Origin of the sequence: Tolypothrix sp. VBCCA 56010, assembly GCF_050875635.1 — a bacterium.
In the GTDB taxonomy this organism is placed as follows: Bacteria; Cyanobacteriota; Cyanobacteriia; order Cyanobacteriales; family Nostocaceae; genus Hassallia.
Map to the genome: position 1 here is coordinate 26,947 of NZ_JBPAOH010000002.1, position 16,504 is coordinate 43,450.

At 40.9% G+C, this 16,504-nt stretch carries 13 protein-coding genes; 12 read left to right on the forward strand and 1 reads right to left on the reverse strand.

Going from position 1 to position 16,504, the window contains the following annotated elements; translation table 11 throughout:
* Positions 1–349 precede the first annotated feature (349 nt).
* The 12 genes from AABK37_RS00790 (at position 350) to AABK37_RS00845 (ending at position 14,189) form a co-directional block, all read left to right on the forward strand.
* On the forward strand, positions 350–778 hold the full coding sequence (locus AABK37_RS00790; RefSeq protein ID WP_039752654.1) for a hypothetical protein: 429 nt from the start codon (positions 350–352) through the stop codon (positions 776–778).
* A gap of 10 nt (positions 779–788) precedes the next feature.
* The gene (locus AABK37_RS00795) at positions 789–1,628 is read left to right on the forward strand and encodes an ABC transporter permease (protein WP_432549716.1); all 840 of its coding nucleotides are present in this window, start codon (positions 789–791) and stop codon (positions 1,626–1,628) included.
* Positions 1,629–1,806: 178 nt separating this feature from the next.
* Entirely contained in the window at positions 1,807–3,117 is a 1,311-nt protein-coding gene (locus AABK37_RS00800) for a nucleotide sugar dehydrogenase (RefSeq protein WP_432549717.1), read from the forward strand.
* 188 nt (positions 3,118–3,305) lie between these two features.
* Positions 3,306–4,316 carry a Gfo/Idh/MocA family protein gene (locus AABK37_RS00805; RefSeq protein WP_432549718.1) on the forward strand — a complete coding sequence of 337 codons (1,011 nt, stop codon included), beginning with the start codon at positions 3,306–3,308 and terminating at the stop codon, positions 4,314–4,316.
* On the forward strand, positions 4,303–4,914 hold the full coding sequence (locus AABK37_RS00810; RefSeq protein WP_432549719.1) for an acyltransferase: 612 nt from the start codon (positions 4,303–4,305) through the stop codon (positions 4,912–4,914). Before AABK37_RS00805 ends, AABK37_RS00810 begins: the two co-directional genes overlap by 14 nt.
* A gap of 1 nt (position 4,915) precedes the next feature.
* Positions 4,916–6,034, forward strand: coding sequence for a DegT/DnrJ/EryC1/StrS family aminotransferase (locus AABK37_RS00815; protein WP_432549802.1), 1,119 nt, complete (start codon positions 4,916–4,918; stop codon positions 6,032–6,034).
* Positions 6,035–6,070: 36 nt separating this feature from the next.
* Positions 6,071–6,466: an SMR family transporter gene (locus AABK37_RS00820; protein WP_432549720.1), complete on the forward strand. Its 396-nt coding sequence runs from the start codon at positions 6,071–6,073 to the stop codon at positions 6,464–6,466.
* Positions 6,467–6,712: 246 nt separating this feature from the next.
* A complete protein-coding gene (locus tag AABK37_RS00825) occupies positions 6,713–7,072 on the forward strand; it encodes an EamA family transporter (protein WP_432549721.1) in 360 nt (119 codons plus the stop codon).
* Positions 7,073–7,116: 44 nt separating this feature from the next.
* The gene (locus AABK37_RS00830; RefSeq protein WP_432549722.1) at positions 7,117–8,127 is read left to right on the forward strand and encodes an NAD-dependent epimerase/dehydratase family protein; all 1,011 of its coding nucleotides are present in this window, start codon (positions 7,117–7,119) and stop codon (positions 8,125–8,127) included.
* A 421-nt stretch (positions 8,128–8,548) separates the two neighbouring features.
* Positions 8,549–9,835, forward strand: coding sequence for an NAD(P)/FAD-dependent oxidoreductase (locus AABK37_RS00835; RefSeq protein WP_432549723.1), 1,287 nt, complete (start codon positions 8,549–8,551; stop codon positions 9,833–9,835).
* A gap of 483 nt (positions 9,836–10,318) precedes the next feature.
* Positions 10,319–11,491: a DUF7453 family protein gene (locus AABK37_RS00840; protein ID WP_432549724.1), complete on the forward strand. Its 1,173-nt coding sequence runs from the start codon at positions 10,319–10,321 to the stop codon at positions 11,489–11,491.
* 103 nt (positions 11,492–11,594) lie between these two features.
* The gene (locus AABK37_RS00845; RefSeq protein WP_432549725.1) at positions 11,595–14,189 is read left to right on the forward strand and encodes a N,N-dimethylformamidase beta subunit family domain-containing protein; all 2,595 of its coding nucleotides are present in this window, start codon (positions 11,595–11,597) and stop codon (positions 14,187–14,189) included.
* A gap of 303 nt (positions 14,190–14,492) precedes the next feature.
* On the opposite strand, the gene AABK37_RS00850 is transcribed toward AABK37_RS00845, so the two are convergent.
* Positions 14,493–16,460 carry an ArnT family glycosyltransferase gene (locus tag AABK37_RS00850; RefSeq protein WP_432549726.1) on the reverse strand — a complete coding sequence of 656 codons (1,968 nt, stop codon included), beginning with the start codon at positions 16,458–16,460 and terminating at the stop codon, positions 14,493–14,495.
* Between the last annotated feature and the right edge of the window lie 44 nt (positions 16,461–16,504).

Consider the following 16,504-nt stretch of genomic DNA (forward strand, 5'->3'; position numbering starts at 1 on the left):
TGTTTGCTTGGGCTAAGTTTCTCTTACTTTCTAACTTGTTGTTGTCAACTGGAAAATCAGTTGATTTGATTTTCCTATTTAATTTAGTTAAGAGTAAAAATGTGAGAAAAAAGTGTAAGATATTACATATATCGCTAAAATAAAAAAACAATGAACAAACCTAGGCGAGATTATTTTTGATTGAGATTATTCTCAATTGATGCTGACACGGAAACAGATAAGGCAACAAGCAACGAAAATTGAATAATTAGTTATGAATTAGGAGTTTGGGCTTCGATGGTCTTTTAGATCTCAGTCCCTCCAACGTAACCTTCATGATTGTCTAATCTTTTATCGTGGGAGGTCGAAATTGCAGAGAAGGTGTGACCGAAATCGGAAACGTTCAAAACGACGAGCCATATATTGTCCAGTTCATAGTTGCTATCTCGATAGCATGAGTCAAAAATATCAGTTGTTTGCCGATCGCCCGGGGCAGTTGCAGCAACGGGGTATGAGCCGGCGAAGTGCATTGATGCTCGTAGCGTCCCAAACTACAGTTCCTATAGATGGAGAATGGTTAGAAGCTTTCTGGTGCGAGCAGTGCCAAGCGACAAAATGGTATCACGTTCGTAAGTCCGATGAGCGCACCTATGAACTTTCAGCAGCGCCACGGGAGCTTTGGCAACAGGTATCAGGAGTAATCGATCCTCAGGGGAATCCTTCTGTGGGAGAGTTTACTCGCAGGCATTCACGGCTAGTTGGTTGCAGTGGCATCAAAGATTTCAAGTTTGTCAGTTAAGTATGAATTTATGAGTAGTCAAGACGCCTCCAACCACGAGTTAGTGATTGAAGCAGGACGCGCCGAAAAGCAATATTGGAAAGATTTGTGGCGCTATCGGGAACTGTTTTATTTTCTTGCTTGGCGTGACATTTTGGTGCGTTACAAGCAAACTGCGATCGGCATGGCTTGGGCATTGATTCGACCATTTTTGACAATGGTGGTGTTCACCGTCGTCTTTAGAAATATTGCAAAATTACCGTCGGAAGGAGTACCATATCCGATTTTAGTATTTGCCGCCCTGCTACCTTGGCAGTTTTTTTCCACTGCCTTAGCTGAGTGCAGCAACAGTTTAATTAGCAATGCCAACTTGATTTCTAAAGTCTACTTTCCGCGTTTGATTGTACCCATTAGTGCAGTGATTGTCAGCTTTGTAGACTTCATGGTTTCCGGCATGATTCTCTTGGGGCTGATGGCTTGGTATAACTTTGTTCCTAGTTGGCGCATACTCACACTACCGTTATTTATCGGCATTGCCTTTGCCGCATCAATCGGAGTCGGTTTGTGGTTAGCAGCGTTAAATGTAGAATACCGAGATTTTCGGTATATTGTGCCATTTATTGTGCAATTTGGCTTATATATATCGCCCGTAGGTTTTAGTAGCAACCGAGTTCCAGAGCAATGGCGTTTACTGTATTCTTTAAACCCAATGGTAGGCGTAATTGATGGCTTCCGCTGGGCTATTTTAGGTGGAACTTCAAAAATTTACATGCCTGGATTCATCCTATCTGTGGGATTAGTTTTCTTATTATTAATAAGCGGCATTTGGTATTTCCGCAAAATGGAACGGACATTTGCTGACGTAATTTAGATAAAAATTGAAGATTAGGCGTTGCATAACCGGGCGATGAATCGTAGAGACGTTCCGGACCGAACGTCTCTACAAACAAATTATTCCGCCAATATGCAACGTCGTTTGATTAAATAGTAATTCAAATTTATTCGGCGAGTAAACTGAGTTTAAAATCGTTTTTTTGGAGTAAATCAAAATGCTTTTAAAAGAACTCAAAGATAAAATCGAAAAGAAAGAAGCAAAAATTGGAATTATTGGTTTGGGATATGTAGGATTGCCAATTTTAACAGCTTTTGCCAAAAAAGGTTTTTCAGTAGTAGGATTTGATGTAGATAGACAGAAAATTAATCAAATTCAAGCTGGGCGATCGTATATAAAACATATTCCTTCCGAAGATTTAAAAAATCACTTAATTGATGTCACCAGCGATATGAGTCGTTTAGGGGAAGTTGATGCGATCGCCATTTGTGTTCCTACTCCTTTAGATATACATAGAGAGCCTGATTTAAGTTACGTTGTCGATACAACTTATGCGATCGCTCGTTCTTTAAAAATAGGACAGTTGATTATTTTAGAAAGTACAACTTACCCAGGTACAACCAAAGAAGTAGTGTTACCCATACTTTCTCGCAGCGGCTTTATAGTAGGTGAAGATTTTTCGCTTGCTTACTCTCCCGAACGCGAAGATCCGGGAAACGAAAACTACTCTTTAGTTAATGTCCCAAAAGTAGTAGGTGGAATCACAACTTTATGCCGCGATTTAGCGGAAACTCTCTACAATCAAATAATTGCCACAACTGTTCCCGTATCATCAACTCAAACCGCAGAAGCAACTAAAATTCTCGAAAATATTTACCGTGCAGTCAATATTGCTTTGGTAAATGAATTAAAGATTTTGTTTCAAAAAATGGATATAGATATCTGGGAAGTGATTGAAGCCGCAAAAACTAAACCCTTTGGTTTTCATGCTTTTTATCCAGGTCCCGGATGGGGTGGACATTGTATTCCTATAGATCCATTTTATTTAACATGGAAAGCCAGAGAATATGATGTTTCTTTACGATTTATTGAATTGGCAGGTGAAGTTAACACTTTAATGCCTAACTATGTAGTCGATAAGTTAGTTGCAGCACTGAATAATCACAGCAAAGCTTTGAAAAACTCCCGAATTCTAATTTTAGGAGTAGCTTATAAGAAAAATGTGGACGATCAGCGAGAAAGTCCTTCTTTGAAAATAATTCAGCTTTTACAAAGGCAAGGAGCGCATATAGAATATCACGATCCTTATGCTCTGACATGTTCCAATCATCGTCATTATCCAGAAATAAACTTACAATCTGTATCTTTAACTCAAGAAATTTTGCAGAATTTTGATGCAGTCATCATTACCACCGCTCATGATAATGTAGACTATGATTTGGTAGCGAAATATTCATCTTTAATAGTTGATACCCGCAACGTTTTAGCGGCAAAAGGTTTAACAACAGAAAATACGGTTGTTGCTTGAGTGCCAAATAATCTGCTAATTTAATTTAGGACTTATGCTTTTAGGACTGAATAACGAACCGCAGAGAACACAGAGAACACAGAGAAATAAGGTTTGAGAGAGAGAAGTTTGAGCGGAGGTTTCCTCCGATCAAAGCTTCGGTGGTTTTTGCGCTCATTCCTGTAATTATTGGGGATTTTCAATTGTTTATGATACCTCTGAGTGATAAATATGTAGCAGTAATAGGCTGTGGATACTGGGGTAAAAATTTAGTTCGAGAATTTGCTCAATTAGGTGTACTGCGGATAATTTGTGATTCCAGCAAGCAAATTTTAGAAGACTTAAAAACAAAATATGATGTTGAGGCAGTTTCTGACTTTGCCAAAGTATTAGCAATGCCAGATGTACAAGCGGTAGTAATAGCTACCCCAGCACCAACTCATGCAAGTTTGGCAGTGCAAGCATTAGCTGCCGGCAAAGATGTGTTTGTCGAGAAACCTTTGGCTTTGACGTTAGAAGATGCACTTTTGATAGAAGCTGCTGCTTTTAAAAGCAACGGCATTCTCATGGTAGGACATCTACTAGAGTATCACCCAGCTTTAGTTAAACTTCGCGCTCTTGTCGCTGAAGGAAAAATTGGTAAACTGCGATATATTTATTCCAATCGCTTGAGTTTTGGTAAAGTTAGAACTGAAGAAAATGTACTTTGGAGTTTTGCTCCTCATGATATATGTTCAATACTCGGATTCGTTGGCAAATTACCTGTATCTGTACAAGCTGTTGGTAGTGCTAACTTAGGTAAAGTTGAAGATTTTTGTTTAGTGAATCTAGAATTTGAGCAAATCAAAGCTCATATTTTTGTCAGTTGGTTGCATCCTTTTAAAGAACAGCGGTTAGTAGTAGTTGGAGATTCTGGTACATTAGTCTTTGATGATGTTTCTGTAGATGCCAAGTTGACTTTTTACGACCAGCAAGCTGAATTGCAAGATAACATTCCCGTACTCAAATTAAATTCTAAAATTGTCATTACTATTGAGGCAGCATCACCTCTCACGCAAGAATGCAAACATTTTCTCAGTTGTGTAGAAAGCAGACAGACTCCTCTAACCAGCGTTGAAAACGGGATTGATGTTTTGACTGTTTTACAATCCGCTCAAGAATCGCTAGAATCTTCAGGAAAAGCTATTCACTTAAAGGAGGTTCAAGTTGTCAACGGATAATACTTCAACGGCAAAAAGTTTAGATTATTTTGTACATGAATCAGCTTATGTTGATTTGCCGTGTACTATTGGTGCAAAAAGTCAAATCTGGCATTTTAGCCACATTATGAAAGATGTGGTAATTGGTGAAAAATGTAAAATTGGACAAAATGTATTTGTTGCTTCTGAGGTGAAAATTGGACGAAATGTGAAAATACAAAATAATGTTTCTATATATGCGGGTGTAATTTTAGAAGATGATGTTTTTTGCGGTCCTAGTTGTGTTTTTACCAATATTAATACACCGCGATCGGCTTTTCCTCGCAATACAATCGATGATTATTTAGTAACTTTGGTGAAGCAAGGAGCGACAATTGGTGCAAACGCAACAATTGTTTGCGGTCATACAATTGGACGTTATGCATTTATCGGTGCTGGTTCAACTGTGACAAAAGATATTGCCGATTACGCACTAGTTTATGGAAATCCGGCAAAGCAAGTTGGTTGGATGTGTGAGTGCGGTGCGAAGTTAGATGAATTTGAAAAAACTACTGTTTGTAAAGCTTGCGATCGCACGTATGAATATTGCGGTGAAAATCAAATTAAAAGGATAGAATGACATTGTGAATATTCCCCCATTTGACGCAACTTGTCAATATCAAAGTATTGCAGCTGACATAGAAAAAAATATTTGTGCAGTCATGGCAGGTGGACGCTATATAATGGGTCCGCAAGTCAAAGAGTTTGAAGCACAGTTTGCTCAATATTTGAGTTGCGAGCAAGTAATTTCTTGTAACTCTGGCACAGATGCGCTACATTTAGCTTTAAGAGCTTTGAAGATTGGTGCTGGTGATGAGGTGATAACGACACCTTTCACATTTATTGCCACCACAGAAGCAATTGGTATAGTGGGAGCGACTCCTGTCTTTGTCGATGTTGATTTAAATACCTACAATATCGATACTGAGTTAATTGAGTCAAAAATTACAGAGCGCACCAAAGCTATCTTACCAGTACATTTGTACGGTCGTCCTTGCAATATGACGGCAATTATGGAAATTGCCCGCAAGTATAATTTAAAAGTGATTGAAGATTGCGCTCAAGCAACCGGTGCTGTTTGGTCAGGTAAAAAAGTCGGGACAATCGGAGACGTTGGTTGTTTTAGCTTTTTCCCTACCAAAAACTTGGGATGCTTTGGCGATGGTGGGGCGATCGCTACTTCTGATAAAGTAATTGCAGAGCGAGTTGAGTATTTACGCAGACATGGCGGTAAAGTTAAATATCAGCATGAAGAATTGGGACTCAACAGCCGTTTAGATACTATACAGGCAGCAGTTCTTTTAGTCAAGTTACAATATTTGGATCGGTGGAATTCTGCCAGGGCTGAAATTGTAGATTATTACATCAATCAACTCGCTAATGTTAAAAACATTGTCCTACCTACAGCTGTGCAGTCAGGATCGGTATGGAATCAATTTACCATCAGGGTTTTAGATAAACAACGCACTAACGTACAGAAATTCCTCAAAGAAAAAGGAATAGGTTCAATGGTGTACTATCCTATCCCTCTTCACTTACAGCAGGTACACTCTAACTTGAATTATCCCCTTGGTTCACTACCAATCAGCGAACAATTGAGCGATGAAGTTTTATCTTTACCGATGTTTCCAGAATTGACTGCATCCGCACAAAAAGTAGTTGTTGAGTCTGTAAGTCAAGCTTTTTTTGCATTAACTTAACAGCGCCATTCCGTTGATTTTTCATGGTAATTTGTGATGAACGCTGAATCATCTCCTTCCCGTTTGAAGTTAATTTCATATCTAACTTTGTTTCTCAGCATTGCCTTTGGTATCGTTGGACAATTGCTGATGAAACATACTATGAGCAATAAAACTGAACAATTATTTACTTGGACATTTATTCAGCAATTAGTTTTGGCTTTGAGTGTTTATAGTCTCGGAATAGTTAATTGGATATTTGCTCTGCGAACTGTCAAACTTAGTATTGCTTATCCTCTTACTAGCTTAAACTACGTGGGCATCCTTTTGGGATCATACTACTTTTTTGATGAGAAAATTACGCTAATTCGGGTAGTTGGAGTAGTTCTAATTTTTTTGGGAGTTCTTTTGGTAGCGCTTCCTATTACTCCTGTCACGCTTGTTCGCCGCTAGGCGTTCGGTGCAGGGTAGATTATTTAGTAACGAACCGCAAAGACACGTTGGCGTTCGCCCTTGGCGTTGCCGCAGGCTAGCCTCTCCGACAGGAGAAGGACACGTTCGCCCTTGGCGTCTGGTGAAGGAGAAGGAAGAAAAGAAAGAAAAAGATAGGTAATCTTGTAGCGGGAAGAAAGTAAGAATAGCCAAATCCAGAAAGGAGCTAGTTAAAGTTATAGTAACTCATACAAAAGGTATTCAGGAATGAATATAATTGCTTGGCTGATTTTATTACTTGTAGTTGTGCTGGGTACAGCAGGGCAACTTTCGCTAAAGTATGCATTTCAAGGTTCTAGTTCTGCTAAGGAAACAAGCAACTCAGTTCGAGACTTGTTATTTTCTCCTTATTTTTGGATTTGGTTTATTTCTTATGTAGTTGTGACTGTATTGTGGCTGATTGTATTGCGGACAATTCCTCTGAGTCAGGCATTTCCAGCGCTAGGATTAACATTTGCTCTCGTACCGTTGGCTTCTCATCGTTTTCTGCGTGAGAATGTTGTGTTTAGCCAATGGTTGGGAATAGCTGTTATTGTAGCAGGTGTAATTCTTGTTGTCCAGACATAAATAAGCCGATATTTATTTTTTTATTTTAACAAAGAGAGACTTTTATGGCTGAAGCTCCTCACAAAATTTTAGTTACAGGTGTCGCTGGATTCCTTGGTTCTCACTTGCTAGACAAGCTATTGGCATCAGGTCATGAGGTCATTGGTATCGATAACCTCTCAATGGGGAAATTAGAAAATATTGCTGAACATTTAACAAATAAAGCATTTCAATTTCTCCAAAAAGATGTCACTGAAAAAAGCACATTTGAAAATTTAGAGAATGATATTGATTGCATTGTTCACCTTGCCGCTTTCAAAATACCTCGTTACGGCAAAGCAATTGATACTCTGAAAATTAATTACCAAGGTTCAGACAACGTTTTAGATCTGGCACGTAAATTGAATTGTAAATGCGTACTTGCCTCAACTTCTGACGTATATGGACGCAATCCCAAACTACCTTTTAACGAAGACGATAACTCAGTTATTGGCTCATCGAAAGTAGCTCGTTGGAGCTATGCTGTATCTAAGTTGTTTGATGAACATTTAGCTTTTGCTTACCAAGATAGCTATGATATTCCCGTTGTCATTCTACGCTTTTTTGGTTCTTATGGACCGCGCCATCACCTGTCTTGGTGGGGGGGACCGCAATCAGTTTTTATTGAACAAATATTAAACGATGGTGAAATTTCCATTCATGGTGACGGATTGCAAACCCGGAGTTTTACTTATGTGAGCGACACTGTAGCAGGTATTTACGCTGCGACGATTAAACCCGAAGCTAATGGGGAAATTTTCAATATTGGTAGCGATCGCGAAATAACCATCCTTGATTTAGCTAAAACTATCAAGCGACTTAGTAACACACCTGGAGAACTTAAGGTGAAATTTGTTCCCTATGAATCTTTTACAGGTAACAAATACGAAGATGTGAGAAGACGCGTACCGGATAGCACCCGTTGCGAACAAATTCTTGGTGTCAAAGCTGAGGTGAAATTAGAAGAAGGACTGTCTAAAACTATTGCATGGCATCGCACTATTAGAGCTTGCGTTTCAGAAGGGTGTAGGGGGTAGGGTGTGGGGTGTAGTGACCCACATTTAAAAACGTGGGATTGAAATAAGGACGTTGTATTTCATCGCACTTCGTGTCTCGATCGGACATCTTTTTTTACGGCGCTGTTACCCAGAACTAAAGTTTTCTTAGCTTTCCCCCACACCCCACACCCCACACCCCACACCCCGTTTTCTGTAAATGATTGGGAAGCGTTGCTCTAAAGCGATCGCTTCTCGAATCGTACTGAATTTAAACTAAAATTTTTCCTTGGGGAGCCACTCACACGCAGCGATTCTTCTGTTTATTTTGTACAAATATGGTTTCTCAAAAGTGCAAAGGCAGGCTTTTGGGAAGTCGTTGATGGATGAATTATCTATCGACCAACAAATAAGAGCCTCCGAGAGTCTTTATGTTGAAGCAATCAAGTAAATATATTAAATCATGAATATTGCTGTTATTGGCGGCGGAATGATGGGGCTAACATTAGCCTACCGACTTTCGCAGCAAGGTCATAAAGTAACCGTCTTTGAAAGTAACAACCAACTCGGCGGACTTGCTACCTACCATGATTACGGTTCCTTCGTTTGGGATCGATTTTATCATGTTATTCTCCCATCTGATACTTACTTAATAAATTTTATTAAGGAAATTAATTTAGGGGATAAGCTGCGTTGGCGTCCTACTCTTACAGGATGTTACATAGACCAAAAATTATATTCAATTAGCAATACTATAGAATTTCTCCGCTTTCCACCGCTAACTATTATCGGCAAGTTTCGGTTAGCTTTAACTTTGCTATATGGTTCGAGAATTAAGAATTGGCGACGGTTAGAGAAAATTCCTGTTGAAGATTGGCTGTTAAAAATCTCCGGGAGAAATACATACGAAAAGCTTTGGCAACCTTTATTGTTAGCCAAACTCGGAGAGAATTATAAGCGTGTCTCAGCAGTCTTTATTTGGTCGTATATTAAACGGCTGTTTTCCGCTCGTGATAGCAAGTTGCATAAAGAACAACTTGGTTATGTTGCGGGTGGTTACAAAACTGTTTTTGACCAATTAGAAAAATTAATTTGTGCTGCTGGGGGTAATATTTGCACTGGTGTTGCAGTTAAATATGTTAAACCAGATTCAAAAGGTGGACTGTGGGTTGAACATAATAAGGCAAAAAAGCATTTTGACAAAGTAATCTTTACCGGACCTGTAAATATTCTCCAACAAATTGCCGATCGCAGCTTGGTGCAAATTGGCGACTCTACAGTAGAATATCTCGGTGTAATCTGCATGTCACTGATTACCCGCAAGGCTTTGGTTCCTTATTACATAGTCAATCTTGCCGATCGACGTATTCCCTTTACCGGGGTTTTGGGTATGAGCAATTTAGTTTCTTTACAGGAGACAGCGGGACTGCATCTTACCTACTTACCAAAATACGTACATTCCGACGATCCTCTGCTCAAACAAACAGACGATGAATTGCGCTCATTATTTTTTCGGGGTTTGCATTTAATGTTTCCACAACTTAAGGCAGATGACATCGTGGCAGCACATATTAATCGTGCTATGAAAATGCAACCATTACAAGTCTTAAATTATTCCCATTTGGTACCAAAGATAGTCACCGAAAACGATGATTTTTTTGTTCTCAACACTTCACAGTTTGTCAATGACACTTTAAATAACAATACAGTTGTCGGGCATGTTAACGAATTTAGCGAAAAATTTATTTAGTACAAAAATCTCGAATGGCTTTATGTAAATTCTTGGTGGTTCCCCGAATTCAATCAACGACTGCCCGAATTCAATCAACGACTGCCCGAATTCAGTAAACGACTGCCCGAATTCAGTAAACGACTGCCCGAATTCAATAAACGACTGTCCGAATTCAATAAACGACTGCCCGAATTCAATCAACGACTGTCCGAATTCAATCAACGACTGTCCGAATTCAATCAACTATGCAGATACGTAGGGTGCGTTAGCCACAGCGTAACGCACCAAAGCTTAATAATGGTGCGTTAGCGTTTCGCGTAACGCACCCTACAGATACTTACTTATACGCTGTCGCAAATTATTCAGTATAAATGCTGAAGTTTATCGAAGATTTATTAATTACTTTGTATATTAAGATTAATTTAATTAACCTGCCTGTCTGAATCGTTTTTGGATTCAGGAAACTTGATATATTGTATATTTAAATACTTATAAAATCCCATGATTGCAATCAAACGGTTATCAGTGGCTACCGCTGTTGGTCTTGTTTTGAGCTTGCTAGTTAACAGTGAGGCTTTTGCTTTCACTTACACTAAAATCGCTGACAGCAATGACCATTTTAATAAGTTCGGTTTTTACCCTGCGATCAACAACGAAGGCACTGTTACCTTCTCTGCCGATTTAGATGCGGGGGGAAGTGGCATCTACATTGGTAGTGGGGAGAATACGAGTCTGATTGCTGACAGCAGCGGTCAGTTTAGCTCATTTTTTACTTTTGCGATCGCTGACACAGGTATTGTTGCTTTTAAAGCTGCTTTGGATGAAGCAAGTGTTGGCATTTATACAAATGAAAATACTGCTCCGATTGCTTACAGCAAAGTTCCTGCTGCTTTAGGCGATCTCGCCATCAATAGTAAAGGTACTGTAACCTTCTCGCAAATTCTAGATCGAGGAGTTCGTGCCGTCTTAACCAATAACGACGGAATCAATACCACCATCGCCGATACCAGTGACACCAGTCCCTATAGCCGTTTTGAGGGAATCGCAATTAATAGCGCAGGCGCCGTCGCTTTCACAGCCGAACTTAAAGAGAGAGGTCGTGGTATATACACTGTTCATGGTGGAAATACGATGACTATGGCTGACACTAATGGAGACTTTGACTTTTTGTTCAACCCTGCCATCAACAATGCAGGCACAGTAGCCTTTAAGGGTGTTCTTGATAAGTTGGCAGGTGAAGGCATTTATACTAGTGACGGTCAAACACTGACCAAAATAGCTGACAACAGCAGTGTTTTTGACTTCTTCGAGAACCCGGCAATTAACAATCAGGGTACTGTAGCTTTTAAAGGTGTCCTTAGGGGAGGGGGTTTGGGTATTTACACAGGAGCAAACCCGGAAACTGATAAAGTCATTGCTTTGGGCGATTCTCTGCTAGGCTCGACAGTAACAGACCTTTATTTTTCCAATCGCGGGTTAAACGATAAGAACCAGTTTGTCTTCTATGCCAAACTTGCAGATGGTAGAACAGGGGTATTCCGCGCTGACTCGGATCGTCAAGAGCCAACTACTTCTGTTCCAGAATCACGTTTTGCGTTGGGTTTGTTGACAGTAGGTGCGTTGGGTGCAGTTTTGCGACCCAAGCGTGATTGTGGGAGTAGACTGCCAAAATAACATAAAATTCTGGAAATGGGTATTGATTGTGTGATTTAAATATAAAGATTTCCCAATTTCAACCAAGTAGGGAATCATTATTAAATCAACAGGGCAAACCAGAATGAATCTACCCCAAAGTCAATTTACAATCATCAGCGGCGATCGCCAAAGCGGTCTCATAAAAACTGCGTTACCCAAACCTTTGGTAGTGCAGCTAACAGACAGTGCTGGCAATCCAAGAGCAAAAGTGCCAGTCAACTTTGCTATTTCCAGTGGTGGTGGTTCGGTTTCTCCAACCACTGCCTTAACCGATGCCAAAGGTAGGGCAAGCACGATGCTAACCTTGGGGACTGAAGCTGGTGTAATTAAGGCGATCGCCACAGTATCTAACATTGGCAGCGTCAGCTTTAGTGCTACAGCTCATCCGACGACAACCAATCCTATTTATCTAGAAAACCAAAACCCTGCGACTACTCAGCGGCTAATTACCAACCAGGCTACCAACAATCAAAGCGTCTTTACAAATCAACAGCCAAACAATGAAAATGCCACCGATGGTGTGGAATATGAACTGGGAATGAAGTTCCAAAGCACCAAGAACGGTCAGATTGTGGCGATTCGCTTTTGGAAAGCAAACAACGAAAGTGGCAGCCATGTTGGTAAAATCTGGACGGCAAACGGTGTTCTCTTAGCTAGTTGCACATATACCAACGAGACAGCCTCAGGTTGGCAGCAGCAGACTCTCTCTCCGGCGCTGACAATAAGCGCCAATACTACCTACGTGGTAAGCGTTAACACAGCCAATACTTATTTCCCGATTAGCCCTGAAGGATTGGCAAGTTCGGTGGTGAATGGAGATTTGAGTTCAGTTGCTGATGGTCAAAATGGAGTGTACGGCAATGTGAATGCTTTGCCAACAAATTCCTACAAGAGTTCCAATTATTTCCGCGACATCGTATTTACTGCTCAACCGACTGCTAGTATTACCAAAGTCAGCGGTGATAACCAACAAGGAGCAATCAAAACTGCTTTACCTAACCGATTAGTTGTGCAAGTTAAAGACTCTGCTGGCAATCCACAAGTGGGAGTTACAGTCAACTTTGCTATTTCCAATGGCGGAGGAACTGTTTCACCTGCCAGTGCCGTAACTGATGCCAACGGTAAGGCAAGCACAATGCTGACCTTGGGGCAAGTCGCTGGTGTAACTAACGCGATCGCCACAGCAGCTAACATTGGCAGCGTCAGCTTTAGTGCTACAGCTCAACCGACGACAACCAATCCTATTTATCTAGAAAACCTAAAACCTGGAACTACTGACTGGCAAATTACCAACCAGGCTACCAATAATGAAATTGCTGGCTATGCTACAGCAACTAGTGTAAATCAAGGCGAGTCGCTGCCCATAAAAGTTTCTTTGGCACAGCCAGGAAAGTTTACGATCAAAGTGTACCGCTTAGGTTACTACGGTGGCAAAGGAGGGCGACTGATAAAAGACAGCGGTCAACTCAACGGCTTCACCCAACCTGCTTGTGCGATCGCAGATCCCAATACCCGGTTGGTTGAGTGTAACTGGTCAACTTCCTACACTCTCAAAGTAACCAAAAACTGGACTAGCGGACTATATATTGCTAACCTTAGAGACCAAATAACAGGCAAGCAGTCACAAATATGGTTTGTTGTCCGTAATGACAGCAGTAAGTCTGATATATTGTTCCAGAGCAGCTTTACCACCTTTTGTGCCTACAATAACTACGGTGGCTACAGCTTGTATGAATACAGCTCAAAATATAACCAAAAAGCTGTTAAAGTTTCCTTCGACAGACCCTTCTCCCAAACTCTTGGACATGACGATTACAATCACTTTTTGTCTTGGGAACGCAATATGATGCGCTGGTTGGAGTATTTAGGATATGATGTATCATATACTACTAATGTGGATGTCCATACTAACCCTAATATTCTCCAGCGACACAAATTATTTCTTTCTGTTGGTCACGATGAATACTGGTCGAAAGAACAACGGGATGGTGTCGAACAAGCCCGCGATGCGAAAGTCAATTTGGCATTTTTCTCGGCAAATTCAGCTTACTGGCGATTTCGCTTTGAGAAATCGAGTAGTGGAGAAGCCAATCGGGTAATGGTCTGCTATAAGGATACCCAAGATCCGGTTGCTCCGACAAATAAATGGAGAAGTCCAGAGAACAAGCGACCGGAAAACGCATTAATAGGAGTAATGTATACAGGCGATCGCGACGATCTGTATTTCACCTGGGGCGATCCTAACGGGACTACTGATACCTACAAAGGCTATGATTTTGTAGTTGCCAATAGTTTAGACCCATATTACGCCCACACCAACCTCAAAGACGGCGATTCGTTGAGTGAACTAGTAGGTTTTGAATGGGATGGAGTTGTCAATAACGGCTTTTCTCCTAAGGGATTGGTTATTTTGTCTTCTTCACCAGTTGAGCCAAAATCTCTCGATTTGGATCTTTCCCCTGGAACCAATACCCAAGTTTCCAATGCAGTCCGCTACACAGCTTCTAGTGGTGCCAAGGTCTTTGCCAGCGGCTCTATTCAGTGGATGTGGGGGCTGGATAGCGATCGCGTCAAGCCTTTTAAAGAAGATATTCGCGCCCAGCAAATGGCTATCAACATTTTAGCAGATATGGGTGCCAAGCCTCTGATACCATCCCCCAAACTGGTGACTGAATAATTATTAATTCATAATTCATAATTCATAATTTAGGGTACACAAATCAATTTATTGATGGTAATAAATAAATTTTATTCCTCACTTACCGCCCCCGCCTGAGTGCGTGGAGTAATAATTATGAATTATTAATTATTAATTATGAATTATATTGACACCCTAGCTGAAATCAAAATGGCAAATACAGCAGGCTATAGCGGTTCTCACTTGCGTCAAATACCCAAACCGATCGTAGGGACAATTCATGAATTGTCCAAGAGTGCGTATCGTTGTGTATTGCATCCAACTCTTAACCGCTATAATTTCTCATTTACTAGCATAGATATTTATAGCCCACTGTTTGCCATTTCCAAAACCTAGCATTTGAGGTGATGAGTAAACTAACTGATGTTCTTTAGTAATCCATCGGTCAATCAGCGGGTTGAACTCGGCGTAAGTCTGATAGCCTGGTTGAAGCCACCAAAAAGGAACATGTACGTAGACTATGAGTTCAGGAGATTTATTTTTCATGCGATCGATAAACTCCCGCTCTGCATCTGGAGTAGGAACAACCCCTGGAAGAAAGATAGTTTCTTGACTGGGTGAGTGAGTTTTGGTAAGAAAATTCAAAGTGGCTCCAGCGGGCACTACCAGTACAGATTTGGCTTTAGAAGCGTTGATATATTTAATCGTTTGGTTGAAGGCAACAGCAAGGTCAGCATATTTAGTGTAAATAGTTCCTTGAGGCGATCGCACTGCATAGCGATACTGTCCTAACTCCACCAAGTTCATACCACCACCAATCAGCAAGCAAATCAACAAAAACCTTGAGATTGGCAAACTAGTTTTTTCCGCCAAATTGTATAAAAACGTGAAAAACAGTATTAATGCTGTTACAGCATAAATTCCATAAAAACCGATGTAGAACAAAAAGCGAGCGTTGAGCAACATAGAGAAAGCGAACAAGGCATACAGTAGAGGTGCATGTCGGTGCTGAATTAACTCCCTAAAACTCAAAGCAAACCATGCCACCAACAACGGTAAAAGCCAAGCCATATTCCCCAAAGGGTGGAAAACAACATCAGAACAGCAAGCCAACCGACGCGGTATTAAAAAGCATAAAAATCCCAAACATAGAACCACAAGCGACTTGACTGCAAGCCGAAGCCATCGAGAATTGGGTATCCACTCTCGTCTAAACAGCCACCTCGTAGCTAGGGAAGCAACGCAAACTACTAGCAAAACAACTAAACCAATTTTGAAGGCATTCTCCCAAATGTTGATTCGCAACAAAGCCAAACCTAATAAAGAGAAAGCGATACTTACAATTCCCTCAACTAGTATCTTGTATCGATTATTGGGTATCCACTCGCGTCTAGAAAGCCAGCCAGCAAATGCCAGTGCTAGCCAAATCACGATTGAAGTAGCTGTAAAAACGTTGAAAGTACCCCTCCAGATATTCAGGGTTTTACCAGCGGAAACATCAAAAAGTCCGCTTTTGGTAAGAACCTGGGACTTGGAAACTGGCAGGATTGAAGTTTGTAGCGTCTCCCAGGAAACTTGATGGGCAAGCAATGCGAATGGTATTATTACACAGATACTTGCCACCAAAATTACTAAAATGCTACGTACTACCACGCTCTTGAGATTTCTGGGACGCAGGTTTGCACCAACCAACACACCAACAAGCCCAGATACTCCGTATTCTTGCTTAGAAAGTCCGGCTAATCCGCAGGCGATCGCAGCTGCTATTAGCCATCCGGTTTTGCCAGTATGTCCGTAGCGCTCAACAGCAGTAAAAGCCAGCAAGCAAAATACCGTCCCATAGACAGTACCGTAACTATAAGGAACGATCAGATTAAACAGCCCTCCGGGAGCGAAAGCACAGTATATCAGCACGCAAATTGTGCAAAGTGCTGCCCAAGGCTTATTGGTAAGCCTTATAGTCAATTGATAAGTTAGCAAGGTAACTGCCAATGCCAAGACCAAACCAACTGCGTAGAAAACTTCTAAGTGATGCCCAAACAGCAGCAGTGCAAGCGCATTGACGTAGTAAGGGAGAGGTCCGTAGTAATTTTGCAAGTCGCGGTATAGTACTTCCCCTGCCAGCAGACGAGCGGTTATCTCGGCTTCTTGCCCGGTATCAAATATCGGATGTGCTAATTTGCCCCAACTGACGAACGCCAGCAAGATAAAACAAGCAAGTACAAAAAATAACCACGGATCGCGTTGCAGAATATTTATCTTTCGATGCTTTTTAACACTCGGCACGCCAGAGTCAGCAGGATATACCATATTTTTTCTTATCTTTTTGCCTGATATAAGAATGGAGAGCTAAT

What these genes read in the sequence shown, in the direction of transcription:
- AABK37_RS00805 (WP_432549718.1), top strand. Translation starts at nt 3,306, where the DNA reads ATGATACCTCTGAGTGATAAATATGTAGCAGTAATAGGCTGTGGATAC.
- AABK37_RS00795 (WP_432549716.1), top strand. Translation starts at nt 789, where the DNA reads ATGAGTAGTCAAGACGCCTCCAACCACGAGTTAGTGATTGAAGCAGGA.
- AABK37_RS00800 (WP_432549717.1), top strand. Translation starts at nt 1,807, where the DNA reads ATGCTTTTAAAAGAACTCAAAGATAAAATCGAAAAGAAAGAAGCAAAA.
- AABK37_RS00845 (WP_432549725.1), top strand. Translation starts at nt 11,595, where the DNA reads ATGAATCTACCCCAAAGTCAATTTACAATCATCAGCGGCGATCGCCAA.
- AABK37_RS00830 (WP_432549722.1), top strand. Translation starts at nt 7,117, where the DNA reads ATGGCTGAAGCTCCTCACAAAATTTTAGTTACAGGTGTCGCTGGATTC.
- AABK37_RS00825 (WP_432549721.1), top strand. Translation starts at nt 6,713, where the DNA reads ATGAATATAATTGCTTGGCTGATTTTATTACTTGTAGTTGTGCTGGGT.
- AABK37_RS00835 (WP_432549723.1), top strand. Translation starts at nt 8,549, where the DNA reads ATGAATATTGCTGTTATTGGCGGCGGAATGATGGGGCTAACATTAGCC.
- AABK37_RS00850 (WP_432549726.1), bottom strand. Translation starts at nt 16,460, where the DNA reads ATGGTATATCCTGCTGACTCTGGCGTGCCGAGTGTTAAAAAGCATCGA.
- AABK37_RS00820 (WP_432549720.1), top strand. Translation starts at nt 6,071, where the DNA reads ATGAACGCTGAATCATCTCCTTCCCGTTTGAAGTTAATTTCATATCTA.
- AABK37_RS00840 (WP_432549724.1), top strand. Translation starts at nt 10,319, where the DNA reads ATGATTGCAATCAAACGGTTATCAGTGGCTACCGCTGTTGGTCTTGTT.